This is a genomic window from Cohnella sp. (genome assembly GCF_041641335.1).
Taxonomy (GTDB): domain Bacteria; phylum Bacillota; class Bacilli; order Paenibacillales; family Paenibacillaceae; genus Cohnella.
On record NZ_JBEPYQ010000038.1, the window covers coordinates 42,030 to 57,916 of the forward strand.

Annotated in this window: 12 protein-coding genes; all 12 read left to right on the forward strand. The window is 58.5% G+C overall.

The features are described from left to right. Window positions 1-11: 11 nt before the first annotated feature. The 12 genes from ACESLM_RS14405 (at window position 12) to ACESLM_RS14460 (ending at window position 15,736) form a co-directional block, all read left to right on the forward strand. The gene (locus ACESLM_RS14405; RefSeq protein WP_372632265.1) at window positions 12-779 is read left to right on the forward strand and encodes an SDR family NAD(P)-dependent oxidoreductase; all 768 of its coding nucleotides are present in this window, start codon (window positions 12-14) and stop codon (window positions 777-779) included. 33 nt (window positions 780-812) lie between these two features. Beyond that, window positions 813-3,116, forward strand: coding sequence for a DUF4962 domain-containing protein (locus ACESLM_RS14410; protein WP_372632266.1), 2,304 nt, complete (start codon window positions 813-815; stop codon window positions 3,114-3,116). 29 nt (window positions 3,117-3,145) lie between these two features. Further along, window positions 3,146-3,463, forward strand: coding sequence for a cupin domain-containing protein (locus ACESLM_RS14415; RefSeq protein WP_372632267.1), 318 nt, complete (start codon window positions 3,146-3,148; stop codon window positions 3,461-3,463). Between the two features lie 258 nt (window positions 3,464-3,721). After that, a complete protein-coding gene (locus tag ACESLM_RS14420; RefSeq protein ID WP_372632268.1) occupies window positions 3,722-4,651 on the forward strand; it encodes an ArsR/SmtB family transcription factor in 930 nt (309 codons plus the stop codon). Between the two features lie 206 nt (window positions 4,652-4,857). After that, window positions 4,858-6,198 carry an ABC transporter substrate-binding protein gene (locus ACESLM_RS14425; RefSeq protein ID WP_372632269.1) on the forward strand — a complete coding sequence of 447 codons (1,341 nt, stop codon included), beginning with the start codon at window positions 4,858-4,860 and terminating at the stop codon, window positions 6,196-6,198. 88 nt (window positions 6,199-6,286) lie between these two features. Beyond that, the gene (locus ACESLM_RS14430) at window positions 6,287-7,177 is read left to right on the forward strand and encodes a carbohydrate ABC transporter permease (RefSeq protein ID WP_372632270.1); all 891 of its coding nucleotides are present in this window, start codon (window positions 6,287-6,289) and stop codon (window positions 7,175-7,177) included. Next, window positions 7,178-7,984: a carbohydrate ABC transporter permease gene (locus tag ACESLM_RS14435; RefSeq protein WP_372632271.1), complete on the forward strand. Its 807-nt coding sequence runs from the start codon at window positions 7,178-7,180 to the stop codon at window positions 7,982-7,984. Beyond that, on the forward strand, window positions 7,981-8,994 hold the full coding sequence (locus tag ACESLM_RS14440) for an acyltransferase family protein (RefSeq protein WP_372632272.1): 1,014 nt from the start codon (window positions 7,981-7,983) through the stop codon (window positions 8,992-8,994). Before ACESLM_RS14435 ends, ACESLM_RS14440 begins: the two co-directional genes overlap by 4 nt. A gap of 35 nt (window positions 8,995-9,029) precedes the next feature. Then, entirely contained in the window at window positions 9,030-11,489 is a 2,460-nt protein-coding gene (locus tag ACESLM_RS14445; RefSeq protein ID WP_372632273.1) for a family 43 glycosylhydrolase, read from the forward strand. A gap of 30 nt (window positions 11,490-11,519) precedes the next feature. Next, window positions 11,520-13,280, forward strand: coding sequence for a glycoside hydrolase family 2 protein (locus ACESLM_RS14450; protein ID WP_372632274.1), 1,761 nt, complete (start codon window positions 11,520-11,522; stop codon window positions 13,278-13,280). 173 nt (window positions 13,281-13,453) lie between these two features. Continuing rightward, window positions 13,454-14,257: an alpha/beta hydrolase gene (locus tag ACESLM_RS14455; RefSeq protein ID WP_372632275.1), complete on the forward strand. Its 804-nt coding sequence runs from the start codon at window positions 13,454-13,456 to the stop codon at window positions 14,255-14,257. 66 nt (window positions 14,258-14,323) lie between these two features. Further along, a complete protein-coding gene (locus tag ACESLM_RS14460; RefSeq protein WP_372632277.1) occupies window positions 14,324-15,736 on the forward strand; it encodes a sensor histidine kinase in 1,413 nt (470 codons plus the stop codon). Window positions 15,737-15,887: the final 151 nt, after the last annotated feature.

Sequence of the window (15,887 nt, forward strand, 5' to 3'; positions counted from 1 at the left end):
GGAACATGGGCATGAACATCGATTTGACGGGAAAAGTGGCGCTGGTGACCGGCGCAAGCGGAGGCATCGGCAGGGCGATTGCGGTTCGGCTGGCGCTGTCAGGCGCGAAGGTCGCGCTTAATTATTTGAACAGCAGGGAAGCGGCGGAGGAAGCCGCCGCCGCAGTCCGGGCCGAGGGAGGAACGGCGGTCGCGATCCGCGCCGACGTCTCGCAACCGGAGGAGGCGCAGCGACTCGTTCGCGAAACGGAGCAGGCTTTCGGGCGTTCCGTCGACTTTCTGGTGAACAACGCGGGACATCTCGTGCAGCGGCTTGCGAACGAGGAGATGACCGAGGAGCTGTACGATCGCATTATGGACGTGAATATGAAAAGCACCGTTTTTGTCGCGAAGGCGGTCATCCCCGGCATGAAGGCCGCGGGAGGGGGCAGCATCGTCAACTTGACGTCGGTCGCCGCCCACAACGGCGGAGGACCGGGCGCTTCGATCTATGCCGCGAGCAAGGCGGCCGTGCTGACCTATTCGAAAGGGCTGGCCAAGGAGCTGGCGGGGCACGGCATTCGCGTCAACGCGATTTCGCCTGGATATATCGGGGGAACGGCTTTCCATGCGACGTTCACGCCGCAAGCGGCCAGGGAAGCGACGATTCAGACGATTCCGCTGCGCCGCGAAGGCACGCCGGAGGACGTCGCGGGCGTCGCCCTGTTCCTCGTCTCGGAGCTGGCCGCTTATCTTACCGGGGAGACGATCGAAGTGAACGGCGGCATGTACATGCGCTAACGCCACATCATGGGAAGAAAAGAGGGGATAGGCATGTCCAAGCTATTCGAGCCGGCCAGCGGCTTGCTGACCGTGCCGTACGAACCGGACGAGCGAACCGAGCTGGCCGAAAATCCACCCAGATTTACGTGGATGCCGGCGAAGCCCGAGGAGGACCGCTACGCGCTGCAGGTGTCTTCCTCCGCCGATTTCGAAGCGAACGAGACGGAGACTTTCGAGCCGATTCCATACAATTTCTATACGCCCGATCGCGTGTACGAGCCGGGGACTTACTACTGGAGATACGCTCTGCTGGAAGAGGAGGGAGCAGGGCGTTCGGATTGGAGTTCCGTCCGATCGTTCGTCGTGCCGGACGGGGCTGTGGAGACGCCGCTGCCCTCCCGCGAACGGAGATACGAACAGGCGTCCGTCGTCCATCCCCGCCTATGGCTGCAGCCGGACGGGATAGAGGCGTTCAGGAGGCGCATTCGCGAGGATTCTTCCGCGTACGGTTGGGACGTTTTCTACGAGAAGTCTGTGCTGCCTTGGCTGGAGAAGGAGCCGATTCCCGAGCCGGAGCGATATCCGGACAACAAGCGCGTCGCCAAGCTGTGGCGCCGAATGTACATGGACTGCCAGGAAACGCTGTACGCTATCCGCCATCTGAGCGTGACCGCCGTTATTCTGGAGGACGAGGCGATTCTATCCGCTGCGAAGCGATGGCTTCTGCACGTCGTTTCCTGGGACCCGAAAGGCACGACGTCGCGGGATTACAACGACGAAGCCGCGTTTCGCATCGTCGGGGCGGTGGCATGGGGCTACGACTGGCTGCACGGCTATCTGAACGAGGAGGAGCGCGCGGCGGTTCGCGTCAATCTGCTCGAGCGGACCGAGCAGGTCGCCTTCCACGTCATCGAGCGTTCGCGCATCCATCGCGTTCCCTTCGACAGCCACGCGGTGCGGTCGCTGTCCTCCGTGCTCGCTCCGGCCTGCCTGGCGATGCTGCACGAGGAGCCGAAGGCCCGGGAGTGGCTGGACTACGCGCTGGAGTATTTCTCGTGCCTGTACACGCCGTGGGGCGGCAAGGACGGAGGCTGGGCGGAAGGGCCGATGTACTGGACGACGGGACTTGCCTATTTGATCGACGCGTTTAATCTGATTCGCAATTATACAGAGATCGATTTGTTCCGCAGGCCGTTTTTCGCGAAAACCGGGGATTTTCCGCTATACTGCAACGCGCCAGGCACGATTAGGGCCAGCTTCGGCGACCAGTCGACGCTGGGAGAGCCGCCGAGCCTGAAAACGGCCTACAACATCCGGCAATTCGCCGGGCTGACGGGCAACGGGCTGTACCAATGGTATTTCGAGCGGGTCAAGGAGGCCGATCGCGACGCCGACGCGAAGTTTTACAACTACGGCTGGTGGGATTTCCGCTTCGACGACATGCTGTACCGGCACGACTATCCGGACGTGAAGCCGGTTGCTCCGGTTCCGGGGGCGATCGAACCGGTCAAATGGTTCCGCGACGTCGGTTGGGTAGCCATGCACCGGCGGATGGACGATCCGGACGAACATATCCAATTGCTCGTCAAGAGCAGCTCCTACGGCTCGATCAGCCACAGCCACGGCGACCAGAACGGTTTTCTGCTGCACGCTTACGGCGAGCCGCTGGCCATCGACAGCGGCTACTACGTCGCCTTCGGCAGCACGATGCACCGCAATTGGCGGCGTCAGACGATCTCCAAAAATACGCTGCTCATCGACGGGATCGGGCAGTATGCGGACGGGGACAAGGTGCTGTGCAAGGAAGCGTACGGCGTCGTCGAAGAGGTGCGCTCCGAGCCGGGCGCCGGTTACGTTCGGATGGACGCCTCCGCGGCTTATCGAGCGACCGTTCCGTATTTGCGGCGTTTCGTCCGCGAAATGTATTGGCTCGACGAATCGTACATCGTGATCGTCGACTCCGTTGACCTCGACCGTCCCGGCAAGGCGGCGTGGCTGATGCATGCGCTGAATCGGATGAACCTGAAAGGCCAGACGTTCCGCGCGATCGGCGAGAAAGCGGAGCTCGAGGGCAGATTCGTCTACTGCTCGTCGGGCGAGCTGGCGCTGAGCCAGCACGACCGCTTTACCGGCGTAGACCCTTCGGAGCTGGACGGGCTGGCGAATCAATGGCATCTGATGGCGGAGACGCAGGCGGCGACGGGCCATCGGATCGTCTCCCTGCTCGTGCCGATGAAGAAGGGAGAGAACAAATTCGTCTCCTATTTCATTGACGACCAGGATCACGGCATTCATCTGTATTTCACGGACGAACGCGGCACGACGCGCAGGGTGGCAGTGAACAAAGCGTATTAAGCAAACTCGGTTGGAAGGGGAATAGGCGAATGAGCAACATCGGAGTTTGGGAACCGGCGGAGCCGGGCGTGAAGCGCAAAATATTGCGCGCCGAGGGCGGCATGATGATGATGGAAGTTCATTTCGAGGACGGCGCGGAAGGGTACGAGCACGAGCATCCGCACGAGCAAATGTCGTATTGCCTGCGCGGCGCGATGGAATTTACGATCGACGGCGCGCGCACGGTCGTCCGGCAGGGCGAGACGATCTACATTCCGGGAGGCGCGCGTCACGGAGCGAAGGCGCTTGAGCCGTCGGCGCTGCTCGACGCGTTCACGCCGGTCCGGGAGGATCTCGTTCGGCGCTAATCTCTCGCGGAAGCTGCGCAATACAGAAACGCGCCGGGGCGTCCCGCTATGGGCGACTGGCGCGTTCTTTCGTGTGCTGGGAAGGAGGCGGGAGGGAGAGGTAGTATCGCGTGGCGCGCTTATGGAGCGGGGCTGAGCCAAGGGGATAAGCTCTATCAATAAGAACGAAAATTATGTTTTAATACAAATATATTGATGAAACGAGGGTATTGAGATAAAATAAATGTAATAGTGATAAAGAGAGAAGGTGGCCGGAAGATGCTGGAGCTTAGTTTTAACGAACCGGACAAGCTGGTGGCGGTAGCTCATGCGTTATCGACGAGGGCGAGGGCGGATATGCTGCGCTTGCTGAGCACGAGGAAGATGAACGTCGTGGAAATCTCCGAACAGCTCTGTTTGCCCGTGTCCACGGTGGCGAACAACGTGAAGATTCTCGAAGCGGCCGGCTTGATCAATACCGAGCTGCTGCCTGCGACGCGCGGCGCGATGAAGGTGTGCAGCCGGAATTACGACGATATCCATTTCGATTTCAATGTCCAGAAGACGCTGCCGAAAGGCGAGAGCGGCCAATACTTGGTTGAACTCCCGATCGGCCACTATAGCGACTGCGAAGTGTATCCGACTTGCGGACTGGCCGGCGTGGACGATTTTATATGCAAGGAGGACGAGCCGGCGCAATTTTATCGGCCAAGACATATCGAAGCGCAGCTCATCTGGTTCCGCAAAGGCTACGTCGAATATTTGCTCCCGCTCGAAATTCCGTCCGGCGCCCGCATCGAGGCGTTGGAGCTGTCGATGGAAATCTGCTCCGAGGCGCCGAACTACGACAACAACTGGCCTTCGGACATTACGCTGTGGGTGAACGAACGGGAAATCGGCACTTGGACCAGCCCCGGCGATTTCGGAGGCCGACGCGGCAAGCTGAATCCGTCCTGGTGGGGAGACATGGCGACGCAATACGGCTTGCTCAAGACTTGGCGAATTACGCATGAACGGACGCTGCTGGATATGATTCCGGTATCCGATACGTCGCTCGCCGATCTGAACTTGAGCAGACGCCCGAGCGTTCGGCTGCGAATCGGCGTCAAGGAGAATGCGGTCAACAAAGGCGGGGTAAACTTATTCGGAACGCGATTCGGTGATTACGAGCAGGATATCCGGATGAAAGTGGATTACGTTATGGACTGAGCTCCTGGATAAAATGACCTTTTGTTACACGATTCGTGAACTTAAAGGTCATTTTTTATTGTTTATATTACAAAAATATTAGATGAAACCGTTGACACCTTGGAGAGAAAGCCCTATTATGGGTGTATAGAAACAAGATTTATGTAATAAAACATTATATTTATTTTGTTTCTAAATAAGCTCGGCAAAAGATAAGGGAGGCAAATATGAAAAAGAGCTATTCGATCGTACTTGCAACACTGCTGTCCACTTCGTTGCTATTAAGCGCCTGCGGAGGCAATGACAACAAAGGCGGCAACGCTTCTCCGGCTCCGTCCGACGCGTCGTCCTCGGAAGCTTCCGCTCCGGCGGACGCGGGCAGCGGCGCCAAAGTCACGCTGTCGTTCTGGACGCTGTTCGACGGCGGCGACGGCGAGAACATGCAGACGCTGATCGACGAATTCAACAAGTCTCATCCCGACATCGTTGTCAAGAACACGAAGCTCGTATGGGGCGAATATTACACGAAACTGATTACCGCAGTCGGCAACGGCAACGGTCCGGACGTCGGCATCTCCCACACGTCCCGTCTGCCTGACCTGATCGACCAAGGCGTCGTAACGGAGCTTGACGACGTGGCTGACGCCGCGGGCGTCGACTGGGCTTCTTATAACCAAAACCTGTTGAACGCGACGGTCGTGAACGGCAAGCATTACGCGGCTCCGATCGATACGCATCCGTTCATTATGTACTACAACAAAAAACTGCTGAAGGATGCCGGGCTGCTCGGCGACGACGGCAAGCCGGTTCTGGAACAGTCCGCCGAAGGTTTCGACACCTTCCTGAAGACGCTTAAGGAGAAGCTGCCGAGCAAGGTGACGCCGTTCGCGCTCTCCAATTCCAACGACGATCCATACCGCCTCTGGTGGGCGCTGTACTCCCAATTGGGCGGCAACGACATCGTATCCGACGACCTGCAGTCCGCAAGCGTTGATGCCGAGAAGGGCGCGAAAGCGGCCGATTACGTCCAGAAGCTGTTCACGAACGGCTATATCAAGAAGAACGATCCGGACTTCTATAAAAACTTCCAAAGCGGTACGGCCGCCATCATGATGACGGGCGTATGGGCGACGGGAATTTGGGAATCGACGAAAGACTTCGAGTTCGGCGCCATGCCGATTCCGAAAATCTTCGATCAAGAAGCGACATGGGGAGATTCCCATACGATCATCCTTCCGACAACGAAGAGCAACGATCCGGAGAAACGCAAAGCCGCGCTCGTATTCGCCGACTGGGTTGCTTCCAACGGCCACATTTGGGCGAAGGCCGGCCACATTCCTTCGAAGCCTTCCGTCATCGAGAGCCAGGAGTTCAAGGATCTGCCGTACCGCAGCGACTACGCGATGGTAGCCAGCACGGTTAAATTCAACAAGCCTTCCACGAAAAACTGGCAAATCCGCGACAATGCCTCGTTCAAATTCCTGAACGAAGTCTGGGCGAACAAGATGTCTCCGGCGGACGCCATGGTCAAATTGCAAGAGGGCGTCCAAAAAGTGCTTAGCGAATAAGACCGAACGATAGACATACATGTTCCGACAAGCTTGCGGTTCGCGCAACCGCAAGCTTGTCGACCACGAAGGAAGAGGCGAGGCGCGAATGAGGATGAACAAATGGAGGGCGGACGTACAGGCGTTCCTGTTCCTGTTGCCGTTCCTTCTCGTTTATGTAGGGTTTACCTTCTGGCCGATGATCAAGGGCGTGCAGATGACGTTCTACAAGTGGACGTTGATCAAGAAAATGCAATACGTCGGCTGGGACAACTATCGGCGGATGCTGCAGGATCAGGAAATGTGGGACGCTCTATGGCACTCCACGATTTTCGTTCTGTTGACGACGCCGACGATGCTCGTACTCGCCATCATGCTGGCGATGATCGCCAACCGCAAGTCGCGGCTGCAAAAGTTTTATCGCAGCGTTTTTTTCTTGCCAAGCGTATTGTCCGTTGCGGTCGCATCGTTTCTGGGACTGTTCGTGTTCCAGCCGTATACGGGATTGGTGAACTCCGTACTTCATTTGCTCGGCGTGTTATCGGATCAACGCGAGATCTTCTGGCTGACGGAAACGAATCTCGCATGGATTGCCATCTCCCTCATTACGCTGTGGTGGACGGTAGGTTTTAATTTCATTTTGTATTTGTCCGCCATGCAGGATATTCCCGATGAAATTTACGAGGCCGCCCGGTTGGACGGCGCGAACGATAGACAGGTGTTCTGGCGCATCACTCTTCCGTATTTGAGTCCGATCACCAAGACGATCACGATGCTTCAGATCATCGCATCCTTCAAAGTCTTCTTGCAGATCTACATCATTACGGGCGGCGGACCGCTCGATCAGACGCGTCCGATTATCCAACTGATCTACCAGACGGGCTTCAGGAAGAACGATCTCGGCTACGCGGCCACGATGTCGTATATGCTGTTTGCGATTTTGCTGGTGTTGTCCATTATTCAATACGTCATTAACAACCGGAAAGGAGCGAATGCCTAGATGAAATGGTTCTATCGCATCGTCTCCGTGGTGATGGCGGCCATCTTCCTCTTGCCGGTCATCTGGATGCTCGTCGTCTCCGTCAAGGAAGAAGGCATGAAGATCATAACCGTCGTCGATTGGTTCACGCCGCCTTACTCCTTGGCGGTATACGATCAAATTTTGAACGGCACGAAGCTGACGGACTGGCTTCTGAACAGCGTGCTCGTAGCGGTATTCGTCACACTGCTGACCGTTGTCGTCGCGGCCATGGCGGGGTTCGTCCTCTCCAAGGTTCCGTTCCGCTACCGCGCGGTCGCCTTCTTCTTCATTCTCTCCGGCTTGCTGATCCCGGGCGAGGCGATCATCATTCCGCTGTACCAAGTCGCGAAAGACATGAATCTGCTGAACTCCTACGAAGGTCTGATCATCCCGGTGCTGGCGTCTCCGGTCGCCGTCATCGTTCTGAAGAGCTTCTTCGACGGCGTGCCGAACGATTTGCTGGAAAGCGTTCAGATCGACGGCGGAGGCACTTGGCGCATTTTCACGAGCATTATGATTCCGCTTATCCGTCCGGCTCTCGCCTCCATGGCGATCCTGACGTTCATCGGTTCCTGGAACAACTTCCTGTGGCCGTTCTTGTCCATTACGGACGATAACTTGTTTACGCTACCGATGGGTATCCCGACGTTGATGAGCCAGTATTCGGAAGATTACGTCAAGCCGATGGTCGTCAACACGATCGCTTCCTTGCCGATCATGCTGCTGTTCATCATCTTCGAGCGCCAGATCGTTAAAGGCGTCAGCCTGTCGGGGATTAAAGGGTGACGGAGAAGGCGTCGGAGCGCAAGCGGGAGAGGGCCATCGACCTCTTCAAAGGCTTGCTCGTTCTCGGCATGGTGTACTGCCATACGCTGCAATTTTTCAGTGATCCGCAAGTGTATCCGAACGGACAGAAGTTTATCGAAGTCATCAATCTGATCACGTTCTCGGGCTTCGTATTCAGCTTCGGTTACGTCTCCCAGCTGTCGTATTACGGGAAGCCGTTCCGTCTTGCTGCACCTCGCATGCTGATGGCGGCGCTCAAGACGCTGTTCGCTTTCTACGTATCCGGAGCGGCCTTTCGGCTGTTTATCGACGGCAGAGTGCTTTCCTGGGCGAACATCAAACCGATTCTGACGCTGAACGATATGCCCGGCTGGTCCGAATTTCTGGCCTCGTTCACGTATTTGATGATTGTAGGTTTAATCTTGTTCGTGCCGCTGCGACGGCTGGCCGAGATCAAATGGCTCGGCTTCGTCGTCGCCGGCGTGCTGCTGCTGACGACGTTTATCCCTTACGGCTCGATTCATTGGATGAAGTGGGGACCGCTTATCGGAACGAGGGATTTTGCCTCCTTCCCGGTGCTGCAATATTTTCCTTATTATTTGCTCGGCATACTGTTCGCGCGCTACCGCATCGTATGGGATTGGCGCGTGCTCACGGGGGCGATCGTCGCTTCGGGCGCGTTCGTGTGGAAGTGGCTGTCCACGGAAGGGCAGCCGCTTCCCGAGCGGTTTCCGCCTTCGATCTGGTGGATCGTCGGACCCGCGCTGGTGCTGTACGGCTACTACTTGCTTAGCCGGTTGATGGAGAAGTATCCGGCTCCGTTCGTTCCGCTGGAAGCGATGGGTCGCAACGTGCTCTGGTATCTGGTCATGAGCAACGTCCTGATCTTCGCGCTCAAAGGCAATCAGCAGGACAACTTGCTGCTTAGCGCTTGGGACGGATTTCTGATGGCGCTGGTCTTGCTCGGAGTCGTGTCGTTCAGCGTCTGGATTATGACGAAGAAACGCTAAAAATGCTTATTAGGGCAAGAGCGCGGAGGGAGCAAATGAAGAGATTGGGGTGGGCGGGCATTCTGATGGTCGCGTTATGCGTAGGTGGCTTCGGATGTGACGCGAATCGCGACGATAAGCCGTTGCCGCCGCAGCATACGTATGCGAATCCGATCAGCTTGCCCGACGAATGGGGCGAATACGGACTGGGAGATCCCTTCGTGTTCTCCTATAACGGCTACTATTATTTGTACGTCAGCACAAGGGACACCGACCCGGGCGTTAAAGTGTGGCGCTCGGATAATCTGATCGATTGGACGTACGAAGGGTTGTGCGCCGTCGATCCGATAACAACGGCGGCTTACGCGCCGGAGGTCCGTTACTGGAACGGCAAGTTCTATATGTACACTTCGCCGGCGGGACAGGGGCACTACGTCTTGGTCGGCGATCGGCCGACCGGACCGTTCGAAGTCGCGACGGACAACTTCGGTCGAACGATCGACGGCTCGACGTTCGTGGACGACGACGGCAAGTGGTATTTCTACTACGCGGGTACGCAGGGCATTCAAGCGGCCTCGATGCCGGATCCGCTGACGGTGGGGCCGGAGGAAATCCAGACGGGCGCGTACATGGGTGGCTGGACCGAAGGGGCGACTGTGTTCAAAAGAAACGGCAAGTATTATATGACGTATACCGGCAATCACGTGTTCAGCAGCGGATACCGGGTGGACATCGCCGTCAGCGACGATCCGCTGCAAGGGTTCGCAGAGCAGGCGAACAACCCGGCGCTGCTGCGTACGGAAGGAGCTACCGTCGGGCTCGGCCACAACTCGGTCGTGACCGGACCGGATCTGGACACGCAGTATATGGTGTACCACAATCTTGAAGGCCACGGCGTCGTCGGACCGCTGCGGCATATGAACCTCGATCGGATCGTATGGAACGGAGACCGCCTGCGGGTGGCCGGCCCGACCTCCGATCCGCAGCCCGTGCCGGCGATGCCGACATTCTCGGATCGTTTCGAAGGGGAATCGCTAGACAAGTCCTGGAAGCGCGAGGGCAAGGCGGAGTGGACGGCGAAGCCGGACGTAGGTCTGCTCGCGGATGCTGCGGGCGGGGAGGGTCTATCGATGCTGCTGTCCGATGCTCGCACACTTGTGGATTACACGGCAGAATTTCATGTTCAGCACCTTTCCGGCGAAACCGGCCGTTCGGGAGTCGTCTTCTCTTATCGGGACGACGATCATTACGGTCTGGTGCAATGGAAGGCCGAGACGAGAGAAATCGAAGCGAGGTTCGTACAGGACGGCCAAGCGGTCCCGCTTGACGGCGCGACCGCACGGATTCCGGACAATCTCGATATCGGAGAGCTGCAGAAGCTGCGGCTTGAAGTGAAAGGGAACACCGTTCGCGTCTACGCGGAAGGCATGCGCCTGCTGACGTTGACGCTGCCTCGCGAAGCGGGCGAAGGGCGGATCGGCTATGCCGTCGAAGAGGCGCAAGCGCGTTACGGCTATGTCGCCTTCAGCAATCTCGTCGACGGCAGCGGCGTCAACGTTGCTTATGCGCCAATACCGGGAATCGTGGACGCGATCCACAACGAGAAAGGCCCGGCGGCCGGCTACTCGCTCGCCGAAGACGGCAACAGAGGCTTCGCCGCGGCGCAGCTTGGAAAGGGATCGCCGTTGACTTATGTCGTGAACGTCGCGAAGGGCGGAGAATACAGCTTGCGATTCCGCTTGAACTCGGGTTCGGGGGGAGCGAAGTTCAAGCTGCTGGAGGACGGCTCCGCTGTGGCCGGCAGCGTGGAAGTTAAGCCCGATCCCGCTGCGAACGCGTGGCAGACGGTCGTCGTGAACGGGGTAAAGCTCAGCGAGGGCGTACACCGATGGACGTTCGAGGTCGAGAAGGGCGAGATGGCGTTATCCTGGATCGAGGCGGCGGTCTACGTTCCCGTCGAAGCGAGGACGGACGGGTTCGACGCGAAGCTCCTATCGGGCTGGACGAGGTACGAAGGGGATTGGTCCGTCAAGGACGGAGAGCTTCGCTCCTCATCGACGACCAACGGCAAGCTCGCGACAGGTGAAGACGGCTGGACGGATTACGAAGTGCAAGCGGACGTCTCCGTGCCGGAAGCGGGCAGCCAATCGGGCATCGCGGTACGGGTGACCGAGCCCGCGAACGGCATGGAGCTGAATCAGAATCGGGACGATTTCCTGCGGGGCTATTACGCCTATGTCGACGAGAGTGGCGTCCATCTCGTGAAGCACGATTACAATACCGTTCCGCTGGCGGACGAGGAGAGGGCGATGCCTGCCGCCGGAGAGACGATTAAATTGAAAATCAGAGCCGTCGGCAACCGGATTTCCGTATTTGTCGACGAGGCCGAAGAGCCGGCGATCGAGTACGCGGACGCCAGCGAACGGACGTTCTTGAACGGCCGAATCGCGCTCAAGACGGTTGCCGCCGCCGGCCGATTCGATCATGTTCGGATCGAGCCGATACCACACAGATAACGAATGACGAAGGGAACAGGTGAATACACGATGACTTTAAGCATGTATCGGGCGGACTATCCGCGACCTCAGTTCGTAAGACAGGAATGGATGAACCTTAACGGGGAATGGGACTTCAGATTCGATGACGGGAACAAAGGGGAGACGGAGCAGTGGTTCCGTTCGTTCGCCGGAGACCGCACAATCGTCGTGCCGTTCTCCTACGAGACGAAGGCGAGCGGCATCGAAGATCCGACCGCGCACCCACACGTCTGGTATCGCCGCGCGTTCGACGTGCCGGCAGAGCAGCGGGGACGCAACGTCGTGCTTCATTTTCAAGGCGTCGATTACTTGGCCAAAGTATGGGTGAACGGCGAATATGTCGGTTCCCATGAAGGCGGTTATACCGCTTTCTCGTTCGACGTCACTTCGCTGCTCCGGTCCGACGGCGCCAACGAAATCGTCGTGAAGGCCGAAGACGCCGAGAGCGGCACGCAGCCGAGAGGCAAGCAGCGCTGGCGCTCCGCCAACTTCGGGTGCTGGTACGTGCAGACGACGGGAATCTGGCAGACGGTATGGCTGGAATACGTCGACCCGAGCCATCTGCAATCGGTCAAAATGACGCCGGACGTCGACGCGAACGCCGTTCGCATCGATTACCGGGTCAGCGACAAGTCCGCAGCCGGGCAACCGCTGCGTTTGACGACTGCGATCACGATGGACGGGGAAATCATCCGGGAAACGACGCAGTTCGTCGGCCGCTCGGCTTTCTCCGCGACGTTCGATCTGATCAGCGAGAAGCGCGAATGGCGCGTCGAGTACTGGAGCCCGAGCAATCCGAAGCTGTATGAGGTATCGTTCACGCTGACGGAAGGCGACCAAGTCGTCGACCGCGTCTCCTCCTACTTCGGTTTGCGCAAAATCTCGATCGTCGGCGAGCGGATCATGCTCAATTACGATCAGTTGTATCAACGTCTGATTTTGGATCAGGGATATTGGCACGACAGTCACTTGACGCCGCCATCGGAAGAGGCGATCATCGCGGACATCGACGCCATCTTGGCGATGGGTTACAACGGGGTGCGCAAGCATCAGAAAATCGAGGACGCCCGCTTCCTGTACTGGTGCGACGTCAAAGGCCTGCTCGTCTGGTCCGAAGCGGCCGCGACGTACGAATTCAACGACGAAGCCGTCGACCGGTTTACCCGCGAATGGCTGGAAATCGTGCAGCAGCAGTACAACCACCCGAGCATTATTACGTGGGTGCCGTTTAACGAATCGTGGGGCATCGGCAACGTGTTCTCCGATCGCCGTCAACAGCAGTTCACGGAAGCGATCTACCACCTCACGAAGGCGATCGACCCGAACCGGCCGGTCATCGTGAACGACGGATGGGAGCATACGGTGTCCGACATTCTCACGCTTCACGATTACGAGGAGAACGGCGACTCGTTCTTGCAGCGTTACGCCGACAAGGACGCGATTACCGGCAACAAGCACGCGTTCAACAATTGGCGGTTCGCGATGGCCCAAGGCTACGCTTACCGCGGGCAGCCGGTCATCATCAGCGAATTCGGCGGCATCGCGTTCAAGGACGAGAAGGGATGGGGTTACGGCAATCAAGTCGATAATGAAGAATCGTTCCTCGCCCGCTTCAAAGGCATCACGCAAGCGATCAAGTCGACTCCGTACGTCAGCGGCTATTGCTACACTCAGATCACCGACGTGCAGCAGGAAGTGAACGGATTGCTGACGGAAGACCGCAAGCCGAAAGTTCCGCTGGAAAAAATACGCGAGATCAATCTGGCGTAACGAAAGCCGACAAGCCGCCCCGCATCCGCTCCGGATGCGGGGTTGGCTGCGTTAGTGCCGAGTGTTCGGCTGACGACCGACTGGTGCGGCGGCTTACCGGACGCCAAAAAGCGTTGTTGGATCGTTCGACAGCCATTAGAATAGGAAGAAACGACAATCAGGGGGAAAACGCGATGGGTACGGACAGAGAATGGATCAGATTGTGGCCGGGCGACGCTCCGGGCGCGCAAGGCGGCGAGGACGAGGATACGCCGGCGCTTCAGGCTTATCCGGTTCAAGAGAAGGGAAGAGGCGCGGTCATCGTCCTTCCGGGAGGCGGGTACGGCATGCGCGCGGATCACGAAGGCGAGCCGATCGCTCGGTGGCTGAACGGCATCGGCATTCCCGCATTCGTGCTGCGCTACCGGGTCGCGCCGTATCGGCATCCGAGCCCGCTGAGCGATGCTCAGAGAGCGGTACGCTATGTTCGGCATCATGCCGGGCAATGGGGGATCGATCCGGGCAAAATCGCCGTGCTCGGCTTCTCCGCGGGAGGGCATCTGACCGTATCGGCCGGGGTCCACTACGACGGCGGCAATCCGGAAGCGGCCGATCCGATCGACCGGGAATCGTGCCGTCCGGACGCGATCGTGCCTTGTTATCCGGTCGTGACGATGCAGCGTCCCTTCGTGCATGAAGGATCGCGGGAGAATTTGCTGGGCGAAGATCCCGATCCGTCGCTCGTGGAGTCGTTCAGCGGCGAGAAGCAGGTGACGCCGGACACGCCTCCGGCCTTCATCTGGCATACGGCGGACGACGGGGCTGTTCCGGTCGAGAACGCGCTGCTGCTTGCCGGAGCGTACAGCCGTAACAAGGTGCCGTACGAGCTGCACGTCTACGAAATGGGAAAACACGGGCTGGGTCTCGCGAAGGAAGACGAGCGCGTGGCGACGTGGACGGATCTGTGCGGTTCCTGGCTGATCAAGCGGGGCTGGTGACGGACGGCGCGGGAGTTAAAGCGTCATCGGGATGGCAACGGATCTGAGTGAGATGGGAGCTGCGCCATGTTATTCGTGTGGATCGCGCTATGGACAGTCGCGCTGATTTTGCTGATCGCGGACCCGCGTTCCGCCGTGAACCGGAGGCTGAGCGCGGTCGCCTTAAGCGGCGGAGCAGGCGCTCTCGCGGCGACGCTGTCGGATTCTTTTATTCCGTATATTCGCGAGAACCGTCCCCATGCCGGTTTGGAGGAAGCGCTATACTCTGTGCAGGTGGCGGCTTCGTTAACCTCGTATTACGGTCTGCCGTACTTTTTTATTCTGTTCGCCTTGGCTTATCGACCGGTTCGGCTGCAAGGCGCTCTGCGATGGGGCGTTCCGCTGCTCCTGCTGCTGCCTGTCGTCTACGGTCTCGCATTTACGCCTCCGTACAACGAATATCAGCCGGTCTCCCACTCGATCATCGTCTGGTGGGCCGTGCCTTATTTTCTGACTGCCGCGGCGATCGTCCTGTCCAAAAAGACGGGGCATCGCATGCTGTCCCACACGCATTGGATCATCTGCCTGGCGGTGCTGCCCACCACGCTGCTGGGGATGGTGATGAGCTACGTGCTTCCGAGCCTGGGCATGCTGCGCATGTGGCGGTACAACGTGTGGTTCGTAGGCATCGGGGTCGCGGTGTTCCTGATCGGGCTGTTTACGTACGGATTTCTCGGGATGAGGCTGCTCGTCGACAGACGGCGGCTCGATTCCACGCTGCGGGCGGTCACGTCGGGGACGGCGATTCTTCATCATGCGATTAAGAACGACGTAGGGAAAATGCGGCTTTTTACCGAGAAAATGAAGAGCTACGCGGAGACGACGAACCAGCCGGAGCTGCTCGAGGATCTGGCGGTCGTGCAGAAGGCTTCGAGCCATATCCAGGAGATGATCTCCCGCGTGCATCGGCGGACGGAGGATCTGGAAATCCGGCCTCGGGACGTCCGGTTGGACGAGCTCGTTCGCGAGACGATCAAGCCGTTCGTTCCTCGGCTCGGGCAAGTCCGGTTGGAGCTGGAGCTGGCGGAAGGCTGGAGCTGCCGGGTCGATCCGGCGCAGACGGGAGAAGCGCTGGGCAACGTCGTATCCAACGCGCTGGAGGCGATGAACGGGCGGGGGACGCTGGTCGTGGCGCTGAAGGAAGGCAAGCGCGAGCTGACGCTGGAGGTTCGGGATACGGGACCGGGGATGACCAAGTTTCAAGCCGTGCAAGCGCTGGAACCGTTCTATACGACGAAGGGCGGAGCCGGCGGATTCGGTCTGGGACTGCCGTACGCCTACCACGTCATGCGCAAGCACGGAGGTTCTCTGCATCTGAGCAGCAAAATCGGGGAGGGCGCGAGCGTGTACCTGGTTTTTCCGAAAAAGAGCGTAGGGGCGGTCAAGGCTCCTTCTTCGGCGATATCCCGTCCGGTCAGGGAGCAGGCGGAGGGGAGTTAGCTATTTCGTTCGCTCAGCTCATAGTTTAACGGCTTTCCGAGAGAAGTCCCCTTCCTCTACAGGGAGGGGATGAATAGCGGCCAGGCGAAGCCTGGAAGCTCTTATTGCTCCGGTTTGTGGCAATTTGATATAATCAGTCTTAGATTGGTAT